Genomic DNA, 22678 nt, shown 5'->3' on the forward strand with positions numbered 1-22678 from the left:
TATTAAAGAAATAAATATTCAACAATTTCACATATAAAGATTTATATTTCATTATTTATTGAAAATTGAAATTTCATACCTCGTTATTTGCCATTATATGATTGATTAATTTTTAGCAATTAGATGTGATTTTTCTGCATAAAGCCGATTTAATTTAACGCCTCAAAGAAAAATTAGTTTAGTATTGAAAAAACCACGTTATGAAAAGGAAAGTTATGAAATTCGTCCAGCGTATAAATGCCCTGTTTTTTATGGTGCTACTGCTTGGTTTTAGCCAATATACACTTGCAGAGCCGGGGTTATGGAAAGTAGAAAAAAACGGCGTTGCTTCTTATTTATTCGGTACCGTGCATGTGGGTGACAACAGCATGAAAGGCTTGCCAAGTAAGGTAACAAAAGCACTCGATAACTCAGATAAAGTCATTGTTGAGGTGGATATCAGCGCCATTTCACCAATGGAAATGCAGCGTCGCTCATTACCATTTATGATGCTGAAAAATGGCAAAACCTTACAATCAGAATTATCACCAGAAAACTATGCAAAACTGCAAAAGTACTTTGCTGATAAATCAATTGATATTGCAATGTTTAAGAATTTAGCACCATGGGCGGTGATGGTCACCATGATGCAAATGGAGTTCCAAAACGTTGGTTTTTCAGATCAATATGGCATCGACAAGCAAGTACTTGCTTACGCTCAAGAACATAAAATATCTATTGGTGAGCTCGAAACTCTTGAACGCCAAATGGAAATGTTTGAGCACTTAGCAATTATGAATGACAAGATGATCGAAGAAACATTCGAGCAACTTGCAGACGTAGATACCTACTTTTTTGGTCTTATCAAGGCTTGGAAATCGGGTGATATGAAAACACTTACGCAGTTTTACAATGAAAGCTTTGATGACTCTCAATATGGTCAACTAAGCGAGCAAGTGATGCTGATAGACCGTAACAACAATTGGGTTAATCAACTATCGACTCGCATCGGTAAAGAAAAGCTGTTCATTGCAGTGGGCGCTTTGCACTTACCAGAGCAACACGGTTTATTGAAGCAATTAACAGATAAAGGTTTTACCATTACCCGTATCTAAATGATTTCAATCGTTTAAAAGCGCCTTATGGCGCTTTTTTTGTGAAATCAGCCATCTCTAAATAGTTGTTGATACCGGCTATTTTGTCACTCGCGTGGTGATTAACATACACCACGGTGCTGGTGCCTGCAGCACAGATTTTTTCTATTAGTAATAACACGCGTTGCCTATTCGCTTCATCTAGGCCTAAGCAAGGTTCATCAAGGATCAATAAATTAGGGTGTTTAACCATAGCCCGAGCAATCAATAATAAACGCTGATCACCAAAAGACAGCTGGCTAAATGAACTACTTTGTTTGTCACTTAACCCTAATAACGCTAACCATTGTTTGGCTATGGCAAGTTGCTTATCGGTGGCTTTTTGGTAAAGACCAATGCTGTCATAAAAGCCCGAAACAACCGTATTGAGTGCGGTGATACTCACTCGATAATCCATATGAAGCGCGTTAGAGATATAACCAATGTGCTGTTTAATTTGCCAAATACTCTCACCGCTTCCGCGTTGGTAGCCAAACACCTTGATATCGTTGTTGTAACACTGCGGGTTATCACCCGTGATAAGGTTCAGCAAACAGGTTTTACCTGAGCCATTTTTACCTGTTAACTGCCAATGTTCGCCTTGGTTAATTTGCCAGTTGAGTTTTTCAAAAATAGCCTCGCCGCCATAACTTACCGATGCGTTGTTTAATCTTACCAGCATAGAATCAGTGAGCGGAGGTGCTTGATGGTCAATATCTGCCTCAGGTATTTGTAACTGAGTATGCGTGAGATGCAATAGCTTGAGTAAATCATCGCGCTGCTCGGGTCTAGGCTTTGCTAATTGCTCTGTGACATGACCCTCTTTAACGTAGGCGTAATGATCAACAAAGTCTGGGATCTCAGTTAAGCGATTGAGCACAAAAATAAGGGTCGTTGTTTTGCTAAGCTCTGCGAGTAGCTGATTAAGCCCAGCCATTGCCGTGACATCTAAGCCATCAAAAGGCTCATCAAGCACAAGTAAATCTGGTCGACCTATTATGGCTTGGATCAGCATCAGTTTGCGGGTTTCACCGGTCGATAAATCGCGAAATGCCTTGCTAAGTTTGTCACTAAAATCAAATAGGCTTATTAACTGCTGTAGCAAATCACTATCAAGCTGTTGCTCGTCTCGACCTGCAATAATTAACTCATAAACCGTACTCGAAGGCGTAACGCCATCAATAATATCATCTTGATCTTTTGTTAGCTCAGCCGCAAGGAGCTGCTTTTGGCTGTCTGGCGAAACCAATGCTATACGCTCAAAGCTATTCTCATACTGGCCTTTTTCTATTTTCGCAAAACCGGCAATGGCAGCTGCCACGGCCGATTTACCCGCCCCATTCGCACCAAGTAAAACCCATTGCTGCAATGGCGATACATTGATATTGAGATCATCTAAATAATAAACGTCATTGCCCAGCCCCTTTAGGCTAGCTTTAACATTAACCAACTGCACTTGTTGCACTTTGAATCCTCATTCTAAGTTACCGTTAGCTTGACGTTACCGTATTCGATAAAAAATTAAAAATCGTTTAAACCTTTTTTGAACACAGCTGCGACTAAGGTATAAAAGGTCATCAACAGGAAACAGACAATGAAAAAATTACTTTGTGTAGCAGCTATAGGCTTAGCACTAACAACAACATACGCAATGGCAAAAGACTCACGTGAACTAAATCACAACTTTGCTGTGAGTGGCGCAAGCCAGCTTGATATTGATTTTCCGGTGGGCAGCTTAGAGGTCGAAAGCTATGACGGTAGCGAAGTCGTCGTTACAGTTCGCATTGAACCAAAAAATGACAATAGCTGGTTCAGCTCTGATGTCGATTTATCAGATATTGAATTAAGCCACTCGCAAAGTGCCAGCTCACTTAGCTTAAAACTAGATAATGACGACATTCAACAAAACTGGCATGTAAAAATGCCTAAATCGATGGCAATTGATGTTGAACTTGGTGTTGGCGATATTGAAATTAACGACGCAAGTAATTCAGTTGAGATTGAGCTTGGTGTGGGCGCGGTAAGAATTGATAGCGCGCTTGATGACTACAAACGTATCGAGCTTGATACCGGTGTGGGCGATACTAAAATTCGCGGCTTAAAAAATGACGGTAACACTAGCCGTAAAGTGGTTAGCTCGCATTCAAGCTATCGTGGCAATGGCCAATACGATATCGAAGTCGAAGTGGGTGTTGGTGACATTAAAGTAACGAACTAATTTAACGCTTTGGTTATCCCTGTGAGCTCTCAGCAAATAAAATGCTGAGAGCTTTTTGCACTGAATCCAGCGTGATCGGTTTATATACGTGCAAGTTTGCTCCAAGCTCATATACTCGTTGCAAATCTTCATTCGATGTATTGGCGGTCACCACCAAAATTGGCACCTGTTGCCCCTGCTCATTACGAATAATATCAATCGCTTTAAAGCCATCCATAACGGGCATATTTAAATCCATAAAAATTAAATCGTAATGCTTATCTGAGGCTTTATCTGTGGCAATTAAACCATTTTCCGCCACATCAAAGCTGTAATTTAAATGGCTAACCATGCGTCCTAAAATGGTGGCGTTTAGCGGGTTATCTTCAACAATTAAACAATGTAATGCTTGCGGCAGCGGCGCTGGCATTGCTGATTTAGGCGTGCTTTCTAGTTCTAAATTAATTAACACTTTCACACCTTGTGGCTCAGCATTAAGAAATTGGATTTCTCCTTTTAATGCTTTAACAATGTGCATAACCCTAAGCAGCCCCGTTTTTAAGCCTTGAAAGTGTTGCTCTGAGTCATTTTCGTAGCTAAGTAAATCTGTCGGCGGCTTTTCAAAGCCTTTACCGTTATCTTGTATTTCCATTACAAAGTGCTGCTCACCTTGGCATGCAGCGGTAACGGCAATACGGCCTTGGCTTGGAGTAAATTTAACGGCATTGTTAATGATTTCAGCAACAATTTGCGTCAACCTTGCATGGTCAGTGCTCACCTCTTTATTGAGTGACTCAGCTAAGTTCACACTCAAGGTAATACCTTTATCGTTACAGGCATATTCATAGGGTGAGATAGCTTGCTTTAATGTTGATAACAAATTGTTGCTAGTGAAACTTAACTGCCATTCTCCCGAGGTTAGCTGCTGTAAGTCCATTAATTCGTCTAGCATAGCCACCAGCCTGTTAACGCAATAAAGCGCCTGCTGTTTAGTCAGTTGCTGACTGTCGCTGATATCAAGCGCTTCGATGGATGCGGTTAAACCTTGCAATGGTGTTCTAAATTCATGACTGGTACGGGCAATAAAGCGCTCTTTATTTTTATTAACACGCTCAGCAAACTCTTTTTGTTCTTTGTACTTAGCAATATTTTTAGTGACCAGTTTCTCCATGGGTTTAAAAATGAAAAATAACTCAATGGCTAATAACACCATGGCGATGAGCCAAAACAATAACTCTAGCACCGCCAAAAATGTGACTTTTTGAACTGATTTTTGCTCGAGTAACTTAACCGCTTGGTCTAGTTTTGTGAGTAGTGCCTCTAGCTGATTACTAACAAATGTTGAGCGGTCCACATAGGCAAAATCATCGGTATTGTTTAATAGCTGCTGCGCTTTACTCACATAACGCTTCACGTGCTCATCTAATGCGGTAGGGGGCGAGAAGTAATGGGCCTCAAGCGCCTCATTTAAATGAATATAGTGACCTTGCTCATCCTGCTGAATTAAAAATTGATGCCCTGCAATAAATTGCTCAACGGCTTGTTCCAGTAGTCTTCGGTGTTGCTGTTGGAAATGATCGGATTCATGGTAAATGAGTGCATTGCCGTACAAGGCTATTTTTTGGGACAGCATGCGTTGCTTACCGGCAATGTTGATAACTTTGGCGTCACCCTTTTGGATATACAAAAGACTCTGTATCAAGATAGCTGATACAGAGATCAATATGGCAATCGCCAATAACCCCCAGCGATATCGTCTTCGGATATCTGTGACTAGCTGCAACATGCTTTACTCATTATTTTTTAAAATAATTGTAGTTCATAGAATACAAGAAAGCCCACTTGAAGTGGGCTTTAAACATGATAGTTAACAGAAATTTATCGATTTTCGAGTCGGTTATAGTCAAATAACCCAAATTCAACGCCGCGATACTCTTTCGCTACACGGTGTAAAATATCGCTGTATTGCCAAAACTGTGGATGTGTTCGGCGAATAGCGAACTCACTTTTCAGATCTCTGTAAGCTGCTTCATCTGTTGCTTTAGCAAGCCCAGCTGCAAAAGCTGCAATTTGCTGGTCATTGTGTAAGTACCAAATGGCTTCTGGGTAATCACCTATGAACCCAGGCACAATCGTCACTGTATCTTCGTCATAAGCTCGTTGCCCTTCTTCATTCAATAAGCTCGAAATATTGTAATGAGCATTATGATGGATCAGGGTATAGGCCCTGTGCTTATCATCGCCATCTTTGACTAACACAAACGAAATTTGCGGTAGCAAGTTCACTGCTTTAACCGGAAGATCGTTAATTTTTGCAAGCGGCTCAGGTACTTTCGTATAGTCGTAACGAGTGCTTAAAATTGGCTTAAGCTTCTCTTTTAGCATATTGAACAACTCTGACTGCGGATCCATTGTTTTGTATTCAATGCCCGTAGGTTGGCTAAATGACAATTCATCTTCAAAGAAGCTCGTTAAGCTAGGTGGCGATTTACGATACCACTGGGCTTTAATTTCTTTGCGCTTAGCTTCTGGTAATAATGCAAGGTAGTTTGCTTCACCTTCTAAGCGTAAAAAGTCCATATACAAACGAGTTAATAACTGATGACCAATGTTGCCATACACATCAAAACCCGCCACCAGCAAGTAATGAATACGTTCAAATAGTGCGTAGTCGAGTATCCAGGCGGTTTTTGGTTGCTGGCCTATCCAGCCTTTTACAACTGTTGCGCTATCAAAGTGGCGGAACACTGTGAGTGCTGCATTTTGGTTATGGCCATCACCCTGCCAAAGTAAATCGGTTGTTAGGTGCTGACCGTTCTCAAACATCTTATTAGCCAGTGCAACTTTGGCTGACAAATATTTGTTTTGCCGTTTTGAATACTTCACCCAACTAGAAATCGGCAAGGCATTGCTTTCTTCTTCAGCTGGTAATGCTAAGGCATCTTCATGTTGTAACAACATTTCACCGACTTTAGGTGTCGCCGCCATTTCAGGCTTCGCAAAACCCACCCAGAACTGGTCGTTAATTACATTTAACGCGATTTGACCACGACAAACCGGCCCTTTAATAAAGCCCATAATAATAAGCTCAGCTTCATCAAGCATAAACTGATAACGTGAGTTGACTGGTATTGCCGCAAAGACCTTAAATGGGTTTGATGCCACTTCTGGCTTATAGCTTGGCAGTTTATCTACTTGATAATCAGCTTCAATAAATTGCGAATGTAAGCGTGCAAGCTTTTCGTCATTTAATGCTAAAGGTAAATGTGTTTTCGCTAAAATAGTCGAACGATCATGCATTAAACGATAGTAAACACGCTCAACCTTAGGGTCTTCATAAGGGCGACGGGTGCTAATGTGTTTGATCTCTTCACCCGGCGGCGTTGAAGAGCGTACCAGCTTGAAGTAGCTATGTTTATCGCCATGCTCTGGGAAGTAAATATGCGCTAAATACCAGTGCTCATAAATATAGCGCGCAGCCAGTTGATGCTTTAAACCATCTTGATTTAAAAATGCTTCCCAACGTTCAACTTGTTTTAGAACGCCTTCTTCAGGAGGCTCAATATGAGCAAGGTAACCGCCTTTTCGGAGCCACTTAGCAAGATGCTGAAACTCTTCACTCGAGATACCCGGTAAACCATAAGGCATACCACTGTGTGGGCTATCTTTAGCAAATGAGTCAAACTCATTCATTGTGGTACATGTTTGCTCACGGTCGAGTGAAAAATCAAACTCATCGCCTAAAATTGCTTGTTTAGGCAGTGGGCTGCTTTGCTTAAGTACTAAGGCATTATAAAGGACACTACCGGCAAGGTTAGCTTCTTCGGTTTGAGCTCGCTCGTTAAGTACTGGGGTAAAGCCTTTTTCACGCCACTGGGCGGTACTTGTCGCATCAAATAACAAGCGACTTGGCTCTTGCGCTAGTAAGCGAGTGCCGTCATAAACACGCTCTTTACTTAAGCCGCGGTCAATACCTTCCACAGAAGATAACTTAAGCTGACACGGTGCATCATAGCAGCCATGACAAACCACACAGCGACTATCAAGTACGGGCTTTACATCACTTAAAAACTCAGCACCTTCAAGTGTTGATGCTGCAACCACGCGCTGTTGTGGTTGTTCTTTACCAAACAGTTCATCGTAATGAGCGGCACCTAAGTATGCACAGCCACTTAATAGAATAAGGCCAAATACGGTGGTGAGGAGTTTTCTCATCCTTCCTCCTCGATATCTTCAACGTCATCACCTAAATCGAAGGTTGGCATCATATCGACTTGCGGCGACACAAAGGTTTGGTCGTTGTCGCAACTAAGCACCGCGCTCAATAGCGGCCCACGAACGAGTGTCAGCTGCGCATCATGCTCACCGTCAATCAATACTTGGTAGTCATCATTTAACGCTTCAAGACGATATTCATTAATGGCAATTGCGACACTGCTATCAACAGCTGGGTTTTGGCAAAGCTGCGCGAGTAACTCTTCGCTTAGCGTTACATGTAATAGTAAATCTGGAGATTCGATATCGCGGCTGTGAAGGTTCTCATCAAAATAAAAAAGAGGAAGGGTTAAATCGCTATTTTGCTCTAATTCCATGTGCTGCTCTCTACATCAAAATGACTTTTAATTGTACGAGTATAGCAAACTATAAGTTCAATAATTAGCGAAACTTATCAGCCGTTAGCAGCTTTTTAGCTGCTAACTAACCGAATTATAAAAACAGTGAACAATGCATCACCAAGGTAGCGTTTCGCCGTTTGAATGCCAAAACCCACCTGTGTTGCTAAGGTTTAATTCGTCAATCCGCTTGATGAGCCGCTCTGCGGCAGTTTCAGGGCTGATATCGCCGGCATAATTAACCATTTGCGTTTGTACAAAGCCCGGATGAAATAACCCTACGGCAATTTTTTTATCTTTTAGTTCATGGGCTAAACTAACACTGGCGGCATTAAGCGCCGCTTTTGACATACGATAACCAATGTAACCACCCGAGCCATTATCAGCAATTGAGCCCATGCGCGATGTGATCATCGCTACTTTGGCATCAATGCCTAAGCTTTGCTGTAATGCATGAGTAATACGAATAGGTGCAATACTGTTCACGCTGATTTGTTTTTCGATGGCAACAAAGTCCATATCAGCTAATGTTTCATTATGAAAAATGCCGGCGTTGTTAACCAAAATATCAATCTTGTCGCCGTGTAAGTAATTGGCAAGTGTTGCAACATCATCGGCGTTAGATACATCAATGTCGCTAATAATTTTCACATCGAGTGCTTGAAGCTCCTCACTTGGCGTGCGAACCACTGCGGTAACACGGTAACCTTGGGCTGAATACTGTTTACAAAAATTAAGACCAATACCTTTATTGGCCCCCGTAACCACCACATGCTTAGTCATTAATCTGCTCCTTAATTAGCTTTTTATACCAAACCACCTCAAGGTGCGAGTTTGTGCATTTTGAGGAGGCTTAGATATATATACCTTGGGACAGATTGGCAAAAACCAAGGGCTTAAGTTAATTCATCAATGGTTGATTTAAGTATAGAAAATACGGCCCCTTGTGGATCGGTAATCACACTAAAGCGCCCAACATCTGGAATATCTGTTGCTGGCACACAAATAGCGCCATTAAGCTGCGTTGCTTTAGCGACTGCCTGATCGCAATCTGCTACCGCAAAATACGGCATCCAGTGGGGTGGAATATCATCGGGCCATTCATTGGTCATTTCAAGCATGCCTGCAATCGGTTGCTCATCGATGGTAAATAAGGTGTAGTCCATGCCCTCCATTGGTTTCACCTCAAACTGCCACCCGAATAACTGACAATAAAAGTCGCGACTTTTTTGCATGTCTTTCGACACAAGCTCAAACCAGTAAGGCAGGTTAAGCTCTTGTACTCGTTTTGCCCCGATATGCTCACCGGCTTGCCATAAGGCAAATGTTGCACCGCCTGGTTCTTGAAGCATCACCATGCGACCTGCCGTCATAACATCATGTGGCCCTGCCAATACAGTTGCACCTAGTGATTTTGCCAGCTCTGTGCTTTGGTCAACATCATCAACAGCAATATATAATAACCAATGGGTTGGCATCTCGCTCATACTTGCTGGCAGTTGATACATAGCGGCAATATCATCACCTTGCTTTTGCAGCATGGTGTAATACATATCTTCGCCTATTGGCTGGTCGTCAAAACCCCAGTCAAAAAGTTGCGTATAAAATTGCTTTGCAGCTTGCCAGTCTTTCGCGCATAACTCGGCCCAGCAGAAAGTACCTGCAGGGTGTTTTGTATTTATTTTTGTCATGGCTGTTCCTCCTTCATTAACGGTAATCAACAAGCTGCTTTTTTGCCAATTATTTTTAAAATTTATTTAATTCACGTTTAGAAAAATTAAATAATCATAATCAATAACTTAGGTTTAAACCCTGCTAAAACAGAGAATTGCAGTTATGACATTATATTGATTGTCACAACAAACACATGTATAAATGCGAACAATTTTTAATAACAATTGTATAGCGATTTAACTATGACAATGAAATTTGCGCTTCCTTTTTTACTTACTCCTATCGCTGCGTTTGCAAATCAGGCCCAAGATATTGAACGTATTACCGTTTCTACAACTCGTAGTACGGCACCAGTTAGTACTGTACCTGCAACTATCAGCGTTATTACTAGTGAAGACATTGCTGAGCAACTTGCTCATACTCAAGATCTATCGCAAATTTTAGGTAATTTATTACCGAGCTTTTCACCAAGTCGTCAAAAAATGACCAGTGCAGGTGAAACACTCCGTGGCCGTGAGCCGCTATACATGATTGATGGTGTTCCTCAGTCAAACCCGCTTCGTAACGGTTCTCGTGATGGGAATACGATTGACCCTGCAATGATCGAACGCATCGAAGTGATCAGTGGCGCAAATGCAATTCAAGGCATGGGCGCAAGTGGCGGTATTATTAATATCATCACAAAATCAGCTGGCGATTTTAATCACCAAATGAGCGCGGGGTTTAGCACTCCAACAGACGGTGGCAGCGACAGCCAAAGCTATAAAGCCAGCTACTTATTCAGCCAACAACTAGATGATATTAGCTTCATTGGTGGTGTATCGGCTCGTAGTACGGGAATGTATCGCGATGGTAACGGTGACTTTGTTGGTTTAGATGGCACACAAGGTGACACGCAAGATTCAACCAGTCTAGACTTATTTTTAAAAGTGAAATATCAGCTTGATAACGAGCAAAGCATTCAAGCAATGCTGAATCACTACAAAATTGAAGGTAATGGTGACTTTGTAGCTGTAAATGGTGATCCAGCAACAGGCCTTGCAACCTCTGCTGAAAAAGGCGATGTAGAAGGCGACACGCCACGTAACCGTGTAACAACCTTTACCCTAGATTATAACCACAGCAATGTGGCTGGCGGTAACCTTGCTATTCAATTGTTTACGCAAGATTTTGCAGCCATGTATGGTGGTGGCACATTTGCTACGTTCCAAGATCCAGCCTATGGTGAGACTATTTTCGATCAGTCTCAAAATAAATCACAAAAGTTTGGTAGCCGCGTTACTTACAATAAAGATAACCTGTTAAACAGCCAGTTTGATATTGCGACCGGTATTGATTTACTTTCTGACGAAACATACCAAGAGCTTGCGCAAACAGGTCGCCATTGGGTGCCAAAAACCAAGTTTAATAACATCGCGCCATTCGCTCAACTACGTTATGACGGCTTAGAGGATTGGACGTTCAATGCCGGTGTTCGTTACGAGTACGGCAAATTAAAAGTGGATGATTTTACTACCCTAGCATCTTACAACAGCAGCTTTGTAGAAGGCGGTGAGCCAAGCTTTAACGAATTATTAGAGAACTTAGGTGTTGTTTATCAAGTAACTGATGAACTTCGTCTATATGCAAGCTACAGCGAAGGCTTTAGCATGGCTGATGTTGGTCGTGTGCTGCGTGGCATTAATCAAGCAGGTTTATCGGTTGAGAGTTTCTTAAACCTAGAGCCAGTTATTTCTGATAACCGCGAATTAGGTTTTGAATTTGCCAACGATAGCTTCAATATTAAAGCCAGCTACTTTGAGTCTGACTCAGACTTAGGTTCACGTTTACAAGCTGATGCTGATGGTATTTACAGCGTGCAACGTGAGCGTACTGAGATCTCAGGTTTTGAAGCAAATGCTCAATATTACCTAACTAACAGCACAACATTTGGTGCAAGTTACGCTGATACAGAAGGTCAATATGATGGTGATGGCGACAATAAAGTAGAGAGCGATTTAGGCGGCAGCAATATTTCACCTACACGTTTAAACCTTTACTGGCAGCAACAGTGGCCAGCAAACCTATCTAGCCGCGTACAAGCTAACAAAGTATTTGACCGCGACTTTAATACTGGTGAAGAGTTTGACGGCTACACAACCGTTGATTTATCGGTGCAATATCAAAGTGCTGAGTACGGTGCATTTAGCCTAGGTATCGATAACCTGCTAGATAAGTATTACATCACTTACTACGGTCAAACACGCCCAGCTGCAACACGCTATTTTGCGGGCACAGGTCGTACCGTAAACCTAAATTGGAACTATGCATTTTAGGTTTAAGCTAAGTAATTAAACAATAAAAAAGGCACCTTGGTGCCTTTTTTTGTGGTTGGTACTAATTAGTGATGATGCCCATGCTCACCTTTGAGCTGATTACCTTGCGCATCATAAAAACCGCTCGCGCCATGCTCAACAAACCCTAAGTTGATCATTTTAGCTAAAAACGGATCGCTTTCATTATCACCGATATCTGCGTAATCGGTCGTTTGATAGTTATCCCATTTCGCAAATTCTGCCTGAATCTTTTGCTGGTTGTGATGACTGGCTGTTAAAGCAATTTCACGGCTATAAGTTGGTGTTGAAATACGAATTGCTTTGAGTAACTTTTGATTGGCAAGCCAGCTTAGCTCTATTTTGCTCTCACCCTGCTGTTGTGTGTAATACTCTGTTAACTCACAGCCTTCACCGGTGCTTTTTTGGTGCGTCATTGAGGCTAAAAACTTATCGCTTACTAGCTGATATTTGCTACTCCAATCTTGTTCACCTTGCACTTCCGATGGTTGATACTCAATACCACGCTGGGCATGCTGAAAATAACGAATTGGGCGAATTTGTTGATTGCGCAAGTGTTGCCATAATTCAATAAACTGTGGATTCTGCTTAGCCACCTGGTGAGGCGTACGCCAAAGGGTAAAGGTGTTTTCAGTATGCTGCTTATTAGCAACTATATCTGTTGTGACCGTATAGTCTGCTTGCGTAAAACCGGTGTTCATATCGCATTGCCCTGCAACAGCTAGTGGGCTAAGTAATGAGGCAAGTAAGATGGCTGCTTTCACGGGATTCTCTTTTGTCTGGTTTACTTTATAACTAATTGAGTAAGGGAGGCTCAGAGCCTCCCAAGAACTCATTACTGTGCTAATTTAGCATCGGCTTGTTTAACAAGGTCAGCGGCATAATCCATAACATGGAAGATAAGGCTTTGCTCATTAGTGCCTGTTACTAAATGTGCACCTGGGCCAACTGCATACACACCCACATCTTCTGCTGCGTGTGTTTCAGAGCCTAGTGGTACAACGGCTTCTTGGTGGAAACCAGGTGTTGTTGTGTCAACATCAGTTAAATCAACACGACCCGTTACTGGCGCAAAGTTATAACCTGCATCAGCATCAGTCTCATCACCTAAGTCGCGGAAACCGCCACCATTGGTATAACCAACCGTTGTGTATGGCATGTTATCTGCTGCAAGTGATGGTTCATCACTACCCACAGGTACCACTTTACCTAAGATTGGGTTACCGCGTTTTGGGTAGCCTGCAATGGTAAATACGTGGCTGTGGTCAGCTGTTACTATGATTAACGTGTCTTCGATGCTGGTTTTATCAAGAGCAACTTGGACTGCTTTTGAAAGCTCAACTGTATCGCTTAGTGCATTGTAAGCATTACCAGCGTGGTGACCGTGGTCAATACGGCCAGCTTCAACTGTTAGCATGAAACCATTGGCGTTGTTATCTAACACATCAATTGCTTTTGCTGTCATTTCAGCAAGTGAAGGCTCGCCCGCTACATCGTTTGCACGATCTGCTTCGTATTGCATATGTGATTCATTAAATAAACCAAATACGCGCTCTGTTGACTCTGCATCGATTGCATCAAAACCTGCTTGGTCCATCACATATTGACCTGCTGGGTATTTAGCTTTCCATTCAGCAGTTAGGTCGCGACCATCTGTACGGTCACCTTCGACTGAGCTCACAGCATCAGCAGAGTTAAAAGCTGCGTCTTTCGGTAAGAAATGACGACGACCACCGCCCATAACAACTTCTAAACCATCAACATCGAGGCCTTCGTAGCGTGCTTCTAGGTTTGCTTCAAAGTTAACTAATTGCGATGCAATATCTTCACAGCCAGCGGTAACTGCCGCTTCTGGCATATCTGATACGTCTTCCCAGTTACGGTCGGCCGATTTTGCATACGTTGCTGCAGGTGTTGCGTGAGTGATACGCGCTGTCGAAACAATACCTGTCGACTTACCGGCAATCTCAGCAAGCTCAGTGGCTGTCACTAGCTCATTACCTGCAACCGTTGCACAGTTACCACGCTCAATGTCTTCATCAACACCGATAACGCCAGCATCCGTTTTTACGCCCGATGCCATTGCTGTCATCGTCCCCGCAGAATCAGGTGTTTGCGCATCAACGTTATAGGTTTTAGCAAACCCTGAGAAAGGTAGTGTTTCAAAGCTTAGTTGGTGCTCTTCACCTAACTTACCTTCAAGCTGACCGGCCATGATACGTGCTGCCGTCACGGTTGAAATACCCATGCCGTCACCAACAAACAGAATCACGTTTTTCGCTTTACCAGACTCTTTTACAACGGCAGCAATGTTTTCTTCGCTAGTAGCGACTTTAACTTGTGCTGACTTGAACCATTCATTATCGGTCAACGGCGCTAATTGCGATGCCGTTAACGACGTTGCTGGTGCATTACATGCAACGGTTGTATCCGTTACTTCTGCTGATTCTAGCTCACCGTTATCGTTACTATCTTCACCGGTTAGGGTTTCTGTACCACCGTTTACACACTGCTCAGAACCAACAGCTAATGTGTTTTCAACGGTTAATGTTTTTGGTGAGTTGTCATCGTCATCAGAACAACCCGCTAATGCCACTACTACAGCAAGAGAAATTAAATTTAGTTTTTTCATCGTCGTCGCCATTATTCTTCAATTAGTTCTAGAGCTTGGTTAATGATGTGGAAAATTACGTTTTGCTCCACAACGCCTTGTGCTAGTTGCGCACCTGGACCTTTTGCATGAAGTGAAATATCTTCACCCGCATGAGTCTCAGAACCTAATGGCACGGTAGCTTCTTGGTGATAACCAGGCATCGTCGTATCAACACCCGTTAAATCAACACGACCTGCAAATGCCGCTTCGCTATATGATGCATCTGCATCAGTTTCATCACCTAAATCGCGAAAACCTAAACCATTTGCATAACCGACTGTGGTGTACGGCATACCATCTGCCGCAAGGCTTGGCTCTTCGCTACCAATTGCCACAACTTGACCTAAGATTGGATTACCGCGCTTTGGATAACCCGCGATAGTAAATACGTGGCTGTGGTCAGCAGTAACAAGAATAAGTGTTTCTTCTGGGTTGGTGTTCTCTACTGCTGTTTGCACTGCTTTGGCAAATTCAACGGTATCGTTTAACGCGTTATAAGCATTGCCCGCATGGTGGCCATGGTCGATACGACCAGACTCAACGGTTAAGAAAAAGCCTTTTTCATTGCTCTTTAAGATGTCGATCGCTTTACCTGTCATTTCAGATAATGACGGCTCACCCGCGACATCGTTAGCGCGATCTGCTTCGTATTGCATGTGTGATTCATTAAACAGTGCAAATACACGTTTGCTGTCAGCATTTAGCGTATCAAAGCCAGCTTGGTCCATGACATACTTGCCATCAGGGTACATTTCTTGCCATTCAGCAGTTAGGTCACGCTCATCAGTACGGTCGCCTTCAACTTCACTAACTGCATCAGCTGAATTGAACGTTGCATCTTTCGGTAAGAAGTGACGACGTCCACCGCCCATCACAACTTCAAGACCATCTACGTCAGTGCCTACGAAGCGTGCTTCTAGGTTCTTCTCAAAATTAACAAGTTGTGAGGCAATATCTTCACAACCGGCTTCCACAGCATCAGCTGGCATATCTGATACGTCTTCCCAGTTACGGTCAGCTGATTTTGCATAGGTCGCAGCTGGCGTTGCGTGAGTAATACGCGCTGTTGAGATAATACCTGTTGCTAGGCCTTTGATTTCTGCTAGTTCTGTAGCGGTAATTAACTCATTACCGGCAACGGTTGCACACTTGCCACGCTCGATGTTTTCGTTAACACCAATAACACCTACATCGGTTTTAACGCCTGAAATAATTGCTGTCATTGTGCCTGCAGAGTCAGGTGTTTGCGCATCAACGTTGTAGGTTTTGATTTGCGCAGAGTAAGGGAATTCTTCAAAGCTTAGTAAGCCTTCTTCGCCTGACTTGCCTTCCATTTGTCCCGCCATGATACGAGATGCAGTCAGCGTTGAGATACCCATACCATCGCCAACAAATAAAATGACATTTTTAGCTTTAAACGTTTGCTCAGCCTGAGCCGCCGCCTCTTTTTCTGTTAATTTTGTTTCAGCGGCACTATACCAATCATTTTGTTTTTGACTGTCTGGTAACACACCTGCATTGGCCGTCGCTGACAACGCCAGCGTTAAACCAATTGCAGTAGCAATTTTATTAATTTTCATCGTTACGTTCCGTTAGTACGTTATTTTAAGAATTTGAGTGCTAACTAAACTGCACTTGGATAATTAGCGCAGCCATACTAAGAAGGCATTGTTACTAAAAAAGTGAGTTTTCATGACGAAATGATGAAACCCAAAAAAGTAGCTCAAGAAGGTAAGTAATTAGTTTTAGAGGAAATAATAGGGTTAGTGGTTTAAGAGTAATTCAAGCTTCCTTTTAAATAACTTCAATGTAATCAACATGAATAAAAAGCCCTTGAGCATATTACTCAAAGGCTTATAGTTGCATTGTTATTTAATTTACTTACTTTTTGCGACGTCTTAGCAAGCTAAATGGCGCTAGAAGTAAAGTTAGCCAAAATAAACTACCACCGCTGCTTGAAGATGATTTTTCAACTTCAGGTTTGCTACCTTCACCGTTTACAGTCACAGTAACGGTTGTTGAAACTTGTTCTGAGCCATCAGATACAGCATAGCTAAATGTTTCTGTCGCTGAGCTGCCAGCATATAAATCAGCAAACTTCCCAGCTGGGTCATATGTGAATGTACCATCCCCATTATCAGTAACAGTTCCTTTAATACCTTCCACATCTAACGAGACCACAGATAGAGCATCGCCATCTTCATCACTATCATTCCCTAAAGCATCTATGAGTACTGTTGATGATTTAGATGTTGAAACCTCGTCAGCTTCAGCTGAAGGTATAGTATTGATACCCGTAATAATCACAGAAACCTGAGCCATAGACTCTGAACCCACTTCATCAGCTATCGTATAAGTCAATGCATCTGTTACTTGTTCACCTTTTGTCAATGAATCAAATTGACCATTTGTAGAATATGTCCAAGTACCATCATTATTATCTGTTAATTCACCTGTTAGAGTATCCAAGTAATCAATTAATGTTATTGAATGACCATCAGCATCACTATCATTTTGTAATGGTGAAATATTTACAGTTCCATTTTCGTCAACATAAACAATATCGGCTTCAGCTGTTGGAGGCGTGTTGATAGATACAGATATGGTTACCTGCCCCTCAACAAATGCACCATTATTATCAGTCACAATATACTTAAAGGAATCGGAAATAACTGTTCCAGGAACTTCATCATCAAACGCGGTTGATGCATCGTATGTAATCTGACCATCAACTAAACTTACAACACCCAAGGTTCCATTATTTTGTACACTATCAATTGATAGAGTATCACCATCTAAATCTGTATCATTTTCTAAAACATTGATAACTGTTGTTTGACCTGACCAAATTGATGCAACATCTTCAGCTGCTACAGGTGCGTTATTTGGAGGCGTATCAGTATTTAGTGGAGCACCCGCACTAATTTGGTATCCACCAGTAGTTGCGGTCGTATCTTCATGCTGCACTACGGCGTAGAGAGTTGACTCTAAGTCCGTAGTAGCAACTTTATAGAACACATAGCCTGTTTTAGAAGGGTTTGTATCTAACGTAATATCTTGATCAATTACAGTTATGCCATCTGACTTATATAATGTAAGGCTAGGTTTCATCCCCAAGCTTAAGTCAGATACACGAACAACAAACTCACTTGTGGTATCAATGTTTTCGATTTGATAAAAGTCTAGGTCTCCCTGAGAGTCAACCATCCCCTCGATTCCAGCATTACTTGGAGTAAGATCATCACTCAGATAATAACTGTCATTACTATCACTGTATGGGACATCACTGACTACTAGTGAAGTTTTAGCTATACGAACAAAATTCTCATCGATACTTGGCAACGTCTCAGTTTCTGGTACTGAGCCATCAATAGTTGGCGTTAATAACCCTGTTGTGGTGTACACTGCATTGCTGTCATTATTGTCTACATGCACTTCAACTTGATAAATACCATTTTGATTATAAGGTGCAATTACTGAGTAAATTCCGTCCCCTGAAACAGCATCTCCACCAATGCCATTATCAAACATTTCAAGTTCGCTTTTAACTTGGTTTGGATCTGTAATAGTTGCCTTAACATTAGCGCCTGTAATTAGTTTATCTTTGGTGATTGCCGTAGTCAGGATCATAGGGGCTGGATAAGTAACTGCGTTCCCATCAACTCCTTCAACGTTGACAGAGTATGTACCTGATAAGCTTGGTTCAGCACTCACATTTACCGCAGCAGTAAGGCTAGTACTTTGATTTAGATTCGTTAATTGTAACTGCCACTGCCCTGCACCATGTGCAGATAGTTTCTGGTTAGAAATATTAGCACTACATGATTGAGTGCTAGCAGTATCTATACAGTTGAAATCTATATCGGTAACGAGTGTACCAGCACCATCAAATAGCGCTAACTCAAGATCTGCAAGATCTGCATTGTGATTTACAAAAACATTTATGTTATCTAGTCCAGAATCAACATAAATTGGCTGACTGGCGCTTTGAGTACTATCAATTGAGTATGTTGTAGATGCAAGGTTCTGATTATCTGTCGCAATCGCATTAGCTTGCAAGAAAGCATCAACAATTTCAGCCAATGATGTTGGTGAAGAAAAGTACTTACCACCAGTAGCATTAGCTAAAGTGAGAAGTGGGCCAGTTGGTGATGCACTACCATAGCCAAAACTGAAAATTGGCATATTGGCTTGTTGATAATTACTGATAACCGACGCCTGTGACAAGCGAGAATCATTGTCATCACCGTCGGCTAGGACAAAAACAACACCTGGAGCACCGCTTGCTTGAGTTTGTTGATATTGTTCTAAGTTATCAAGCGCTAATTGTGAACCATCGTAAAGGGCTGTTGACCCTCCAGCTCTGATTGAATCAATTGCTGCTTTTAGTTCAGTTTTTACTGAAACATCTGGGCTTTCAATTTTAGTTACAGGAAAATCTTGTATCACATTATAGTAGCTAGAGAAGCTAACTAACCCCATTGATGTAGTGCCTTCTGCTGTAGCATCAACAAGAATTTTAGCTGCTTGTTTGGCATTATTGATTGCCGCACCGCCCATACTACCTGAACGGTCAATAACCACTTGCATATCAATATCACCTTCAACCCAAACTACATCAAGCTGATCTCGGCATGATGCTTGAGCTGAAGGTAGTTCAATCTTTACTGGTGTTACATCATCTGGAGCATTGTTAGCCAGAGTAAGAAAGCGAGTACGCTCTGGTTGAGCCGTTTTTCTTCCTAACTTAGGATCATCTTTGGCATCTTGTAATAGCACTTCCCATGCACTTTTTCCGTATACTCGACCTTGAGCTGTTCTATCAACATTACCAATATTTGTTGCAGTAGAGTGATTAAGCCAAAGCATATCACCTTGTAGAGCTTTCCACTGATTACTCATAATAGAGTTAGTAGCTAAATCAGTTTTTATAGGGCTATTTGCATCTGCGCTTTCAGCTACGCCTTGATACTCGTCAAAAAGGCCATAAGCATAGTGCCCCCATTCATGGGCAAGTGTATAACCAGCACCTTTAGGATCTTGAAGCATATCATGGTCTTTGCCAGCACCTGCACCGTTCGGGAAAACATCACCAAACCAAATATGCATGCCATTCGCACCAAAACCTGACGCATTAGCTCTAGGCCATTCTCTTGACCCCCAAATAATATCTGATTTAGAGCGATGTTTATTTTCTCTAAATACACTCACTGTGCCAAGCTTATGCTCACCATTTGTTTGCTCACAAATAGCATCTGCGAAATTTTTAAAAATTTCTTCATAGGCATTCTGCTCTGCACCTTCTGGATTATTGTATAACGACACTGTTATATCAAAAATTGCAGTTGACGAATCAGTACTGACAGCTGAAAGGCTTTGCATACTGTTAGCTGCAAATACTTTCTTTTGCTGATGCTGATCGACGGTACTGACTCTAGATAACCAACTATTGGCAGCAATTGTTGATGTTGAGGCAAGTGCAGCGGCAACGCATAAAGCAGTTTGCGTAAGTTTATTTTTATACACTAATAATTCCTTTTTATATTAACAACTTAAATTTCACCTACTGTTTTAAAGCTACTATTCGATTTAATAACTAAAAATATTGGGCGATAACTCCTTACTTAAATGTGGTCTATACTTTAAAAGTTTTCGACCACTACAGAAGGAAGTGCCTGTTACAGGAAAGGAATTAACATTAATTAGATTGATATATACATAGTTATTCATACCGATTGTTGGCAAATAATTAACACAACAATCCCCACCGAGGTGTGAATTTTATGTATGTCTTCAGTATTTCAGAGCTTTTGAAGATAGAAAGAGAAAACCTACTGCTACTTATGAGCAATTTAGATCAAACCATCAAAGTACAAGCTATAAAGATACTGAGCATCTAAAGGGGAATTAAAAATATACTGCAAATAGCAAAGCTATTTTTTGACAAGTAGCACTTAAGCTAGTCATTAGCCATCCCTGATAAAACCATTCCATTTACATGACGGCAGTGATTCTAACAAAATCCATTAACAAAATACTACTATAAGATTGATTTTCGATTTCCTGTTTAGGAACAATACATTAAGCGAGATTTACCCAACTCTTATAATATTTAACTGACATCTAACTGATACTTGAGCAATTTAAGCTAATTTCACATAAAGAATCTAACATCCCCAATACAGAAACTATATTAACAATAAAAATTTAGTGAAATATTCACATTAAAATGACGTTATTAATGAATAAAACGATAAAACAATAGCGTAATGGTGATTTTTATACAGTGGTTAACGAGGGTAAAGTTCAAAGGGTCTAGGTAAAGCCATTAGGAGGCATGGTTTATGGTAATGGGGGTCATAAAAGAAAAGGTTTACATGGTTGTGTTGGGTTTCGCTGCGCTCAAACCAACCTACCCGAAGAATGAACAGGACGAATGCTGAGTGAGATACCACACAAACCAACCCCACCAATCTAATCTGACGTCTTAAAGCTAATAACTCTATTTACGTTGGGTTTCGCTGCGTTCAAACTAACCTACCCGAAGAATGAACAGGCCGAATGCTGAGCGAGACACCACACTAAACAACCCCACCGATCGAATCTGACGTCTGAAAGCTGACAGCTGATAGCTTTTCTACAGACATTAAAAAAGGCCGCCTGGGCGACCTTTTTATAAGCTGTGAAGCTCTATCTGTTGATATTACTCAACGATAGTTGCAACAACACCAGCACCAACTGTACGGCCACCTTCACGGATAGCGAAGCGTAAACCTTCGTCCATTGGGAGTTTAAAGGCGGCAGATTAGCCTTTCACTCTAAGCTACTAAAAGCTTCCAGCTTTCTTACAGGCATTAAAAAAGGTCGCCTAGGCGACCTTTTTATAAGCAGTGAAGCTCTATCTGTTGATATTACTCAACGATAGTTGCAACAACACCAGCACCAACTGTACGGCCACCTTCACGGATAGCGAAGCGTAAACCTTCGTCCATCGCGATTGGGCAGATTAGTTCTACAGTCATCTTGATGTTATCACCAGGCATTACCATTTCAACGCCGTCTGGTAACTGTACGTCACCTGTTACGTCAGTTGTACGGAAGTAGAACTGTGGACGGTAACCTTTGAAGAATGGAGTGTGACGACCACCTTCATCTTTAGAAAGTACGTATACTTCTGAAGTGAACTTCGTGTGTGGAGTGATTGAACCAGGCTTAGCTAGTACTTGACCACGTTCAACGTCTTCACGCTTAGTACCACGTAGAAGTGCACCGATGTTCTCACCCGCACGACCTTCGTCTAGAAGCTTACGGAACATCTCAACACCTGTACAAGTTGTCTTCGTAGTTTCTTTGATACCTACGATTTCAACTTCGTCATTCACGTTGATGATACCAGCTTCAACACGGCCAGTTACAACAGTACCACGACCTTGGATTGAGAATACGTCTTCGATAGGCATGATGAATGGCTTATCGATGTCACGCTCTGGCTCTGGGATGTAAGAATCTAGTGCTTCTGCAAGCTCAACGATTTTGTCTTCCCACTCTTTCTCGCCTTCTAACGCTTTAAGCGCTGAACCTTGGATTAGTGGTAAGTCATCACCTGGGAAGTCGTACTCAGAAAGAAGTTCACGAACTTCCATCTCAACTAGCTCAAGTAGCTCTTCGTCGTCAACCATGTCACATTTGTTCATGAATACGATGATGTAAGGTACACCAACCTGACGAGAAAGTAGGATGTGCTCACGAGTTTGTGGCATAGGACCGTCAGTCGCAGCAACTACTAGGATTGCGCCGTCCATTTGAGCAGCACCAGTGATCATGTTTTTAACATAATCGGCGTGTCCTGGACAGTCTACGTGTGCGTAGTGACGAGTTGGAGTATCGTACTCAACGTGTGAAGTTGAGATTGTGATACCACGCTCACGCTCTTCTGGAGCGTTATCGATTGATGCGAAGTCTTTAGCTACACCACCGTATACTTTTGCAAGTACGTTAGTGATTGCTGCTGTTAGAGTTGTTTTACCGTGGTCAACGTGGCCGATTGTACCAACGTTTACGTGCGGTTTTACGCGTTCAAACTTTTCTTTTGCCAT

The 22678-nt window shown here is 41.9% G+C and carries 14 protein-coding genes and 1 pseudogene; 3 read left to right on the plus strand and 12 right to left on the minus strand.

What is annotated here, in order from left to right; genetic code table 11:
- The first annotated feature begins 215 nt into the window (after positions 1-215).
- Positions 216-1094, plus strand: coding sequence for a TraB/GumN family protein (locus PASHI_RS18120; RefSeq protein WP_062566582.1), 879 nt, complete (start codon positions 216-218; stop codon positions 1092-1094).
- A 25-nt stretch (positions 1095-1119) separates the two neighbouring features.
- Here the strand turns inward: PASHI_RS18120 and modF are convergent, their stop codons facing one another.
- A complete protein-coding gene (modF, locus tag PASHI_RS18125; RefSeq protein WP_062566583.1) occupies positions 1120-2577 on the minus strand; it encodes a molybdate ABC transporter ATP-binding protein ModF in 1458 nt (485 codons plus the stop codon).
- Positions 2578-2706: 129 nt separating this feature from the next.
- On the opposite strand from modF, the gene PASHI_RS18130 reads away from it, so the two are divergent.
- Positions 2707-3330 (plus strand): DUF4097 family beta strand repeat-containing protein, encoded by a 624-nt coding sequence (locus PASHI_RS18130; RefSeq protein ID WP_062566584.1) that lies wholly within the window; start codon positions 2707-2709, stop codon positions 3328-3330.
- 13 nt (positions 3331-3343) lie between these two features.
- On the opposite strand, the gene PASHI_RS18135 is transcribed toward PASHI_RS18130, so the two are convergent.
- The 5 genes from PASHI_RS18135 to PASHI_RS18155 all read right to left on the minus strand — a co-directional run bounded on the left by PASHI_RS18135 (position 3344) and on the right by PASHI_RS18155 (position 9613).
- Positions 3344-5095: a response regulator gene (locus PASHI_RS18135; protein ID WP_082710976.1), complete on the minus strand. Its 1752-nt coding sequence runs from the start codon at positions 5093-5095 to the stop codon at positions 3344-3346.
- 92 nt (positions 5096-5187) lie between these two features.
- Positions 5188-7524 carry a fatty acid cis/trans isomerase gene (locus PASHI_RS18140; protein ID WP_062566586.1) on the minus strand — a complete coding sequence of 779 codons (2337 nt, stop codon included), beginning with the start codon at positions 7522-7524 and terminating at the stop codon, positions 5188-5190.
- Positions 7521-7901, minus strand: coding sequence for a hypothetical protein (locus PASHI_RS18145; RefSeq protein ID WP_062566587.1), 381 nt, complete (start codon positions 7899-7901; stop codon positions 7521-7523). Before PASHI_RS18145 ends, PASHI_RS18140 begins: the two co-directional genes overlap by 4 nt.
- Before the next feature lie 138 nt (positions 7902-8039).
- Positions 8040-8705 (minus strand): SDR family oxidoreductase, encoded by a 666-nt coding sequence (locus tag PASHI_RS18150; RefSeq protein ID WP_062566588.1) that lies wholly within the window; start codon positions 8703-8705, stop codon positions 8040-8042.
- Between the two features lie 113 nt (positions 8706-8818).
- Positions 8819-9613 (minus strand): VOC family protein, encoded by a 795-nt coding sequence (locus PASHI_RS18155; RefSeq protein ID WP_062566589.1) that lies wholly within the window; start codon positions 9611-9613, stop codon positions 8819-8821.
- Positions 9614-9838: 225 nt separating this feature from the next.
- Here PASHI_RS18155 and PASHI_RS18160 point away from each other — a divergent pair, with 225 nt between their 5' ends.
- Positions 9839-11911, plus strand: a complete 2073-nt coding sequence (locus PASHI_RS18160; RefSeq protein ID WP_244269413.1) for a TonB-dependent receptor — start codon at positions 9839-9841, stop codon at positions 11909-11911.
- A 65-nt stretch (positions 11912-11976) separates the two neighbouring features.
- On the opposite strand, the gene PASHI_RS18165 is transcribed toward PASHI_RS18160, so the two are convergent.
- From PASHI_RS18165 to tuf, 6 genes and pseudogenes are all read right to left on the minus strand, one after another.
- Positions 11977-12693: a hypothetical protein gene (locus PASHI_RS18165; RefSeq protein ID WP_062566590.1), complete on the minus strand. Its 717-nt coding sequence runs from the start codon at positions 12691-12693 to the stop codon at positions 11977-11979.
- A gap of 71 nt (positions 12694-12764) precedes the next feature.
- Positions 12765-14561: an alkaline phosphatase family protein gene (locus PASHI_RS18170; protein ID WP_062566591.1), complete on the minus strand. Its 1797-nt coding sequence runs from the start codon at positions 14559-14561 to the stop codon at positions 12765-12767.
- A gap of 11 nt (positions 14562-14572) precedes the next feature.
- Entirely contained in the window at positions 14573-16162 is a 1590-nt protein-coding gene (locus tag PASHI_RS18175; RefSeq protein ID WP_062566592.1) for an alkaline phosphatase, read from the minus strand.
- A gap of 301 nt (positions 16163-16463) precedes the next feature.
- Positions 16464-20108 (minus strand): Ig-like domain-containing protein, encoded by a 3645-nt coding sequence (locus tag PASHI_RS18180; protein WP_062566593.1) that lies wholly within the window; start codon positions 20106-20108, stop codon positions 16464-16466.
- Between the two features lie 1177 nt (positions 20109-21285).
- Positions 21286-21372, minus strand: a pseudogene (locus PASHI_RS21900) (EF-Tu C-terminal domain-related protein); the annotation flags it as partial.
- 121 nt (positions 21373-21493) lie between these two features.
- Entirely contained in the window at positions 21494-22678 is a 1185-nt protein-coding gene (gene tuf / locus PASHI_RS18185; protein WP_054564107.1) for an elongation factor Tu, read from the minus strand.

Origin of the sequence: Pseudoalteromonas shioyasakiensis (assembly GCF_001550135.1) — a bacterium.
Classification (GTDB): Bacteria; Pseudomonadota; Gammaproteobacteria; order Enterobacterales; family Alteromonadaceae; genus Pseudoalteromonas; species Pseudoalteromonas shioyasakiensis.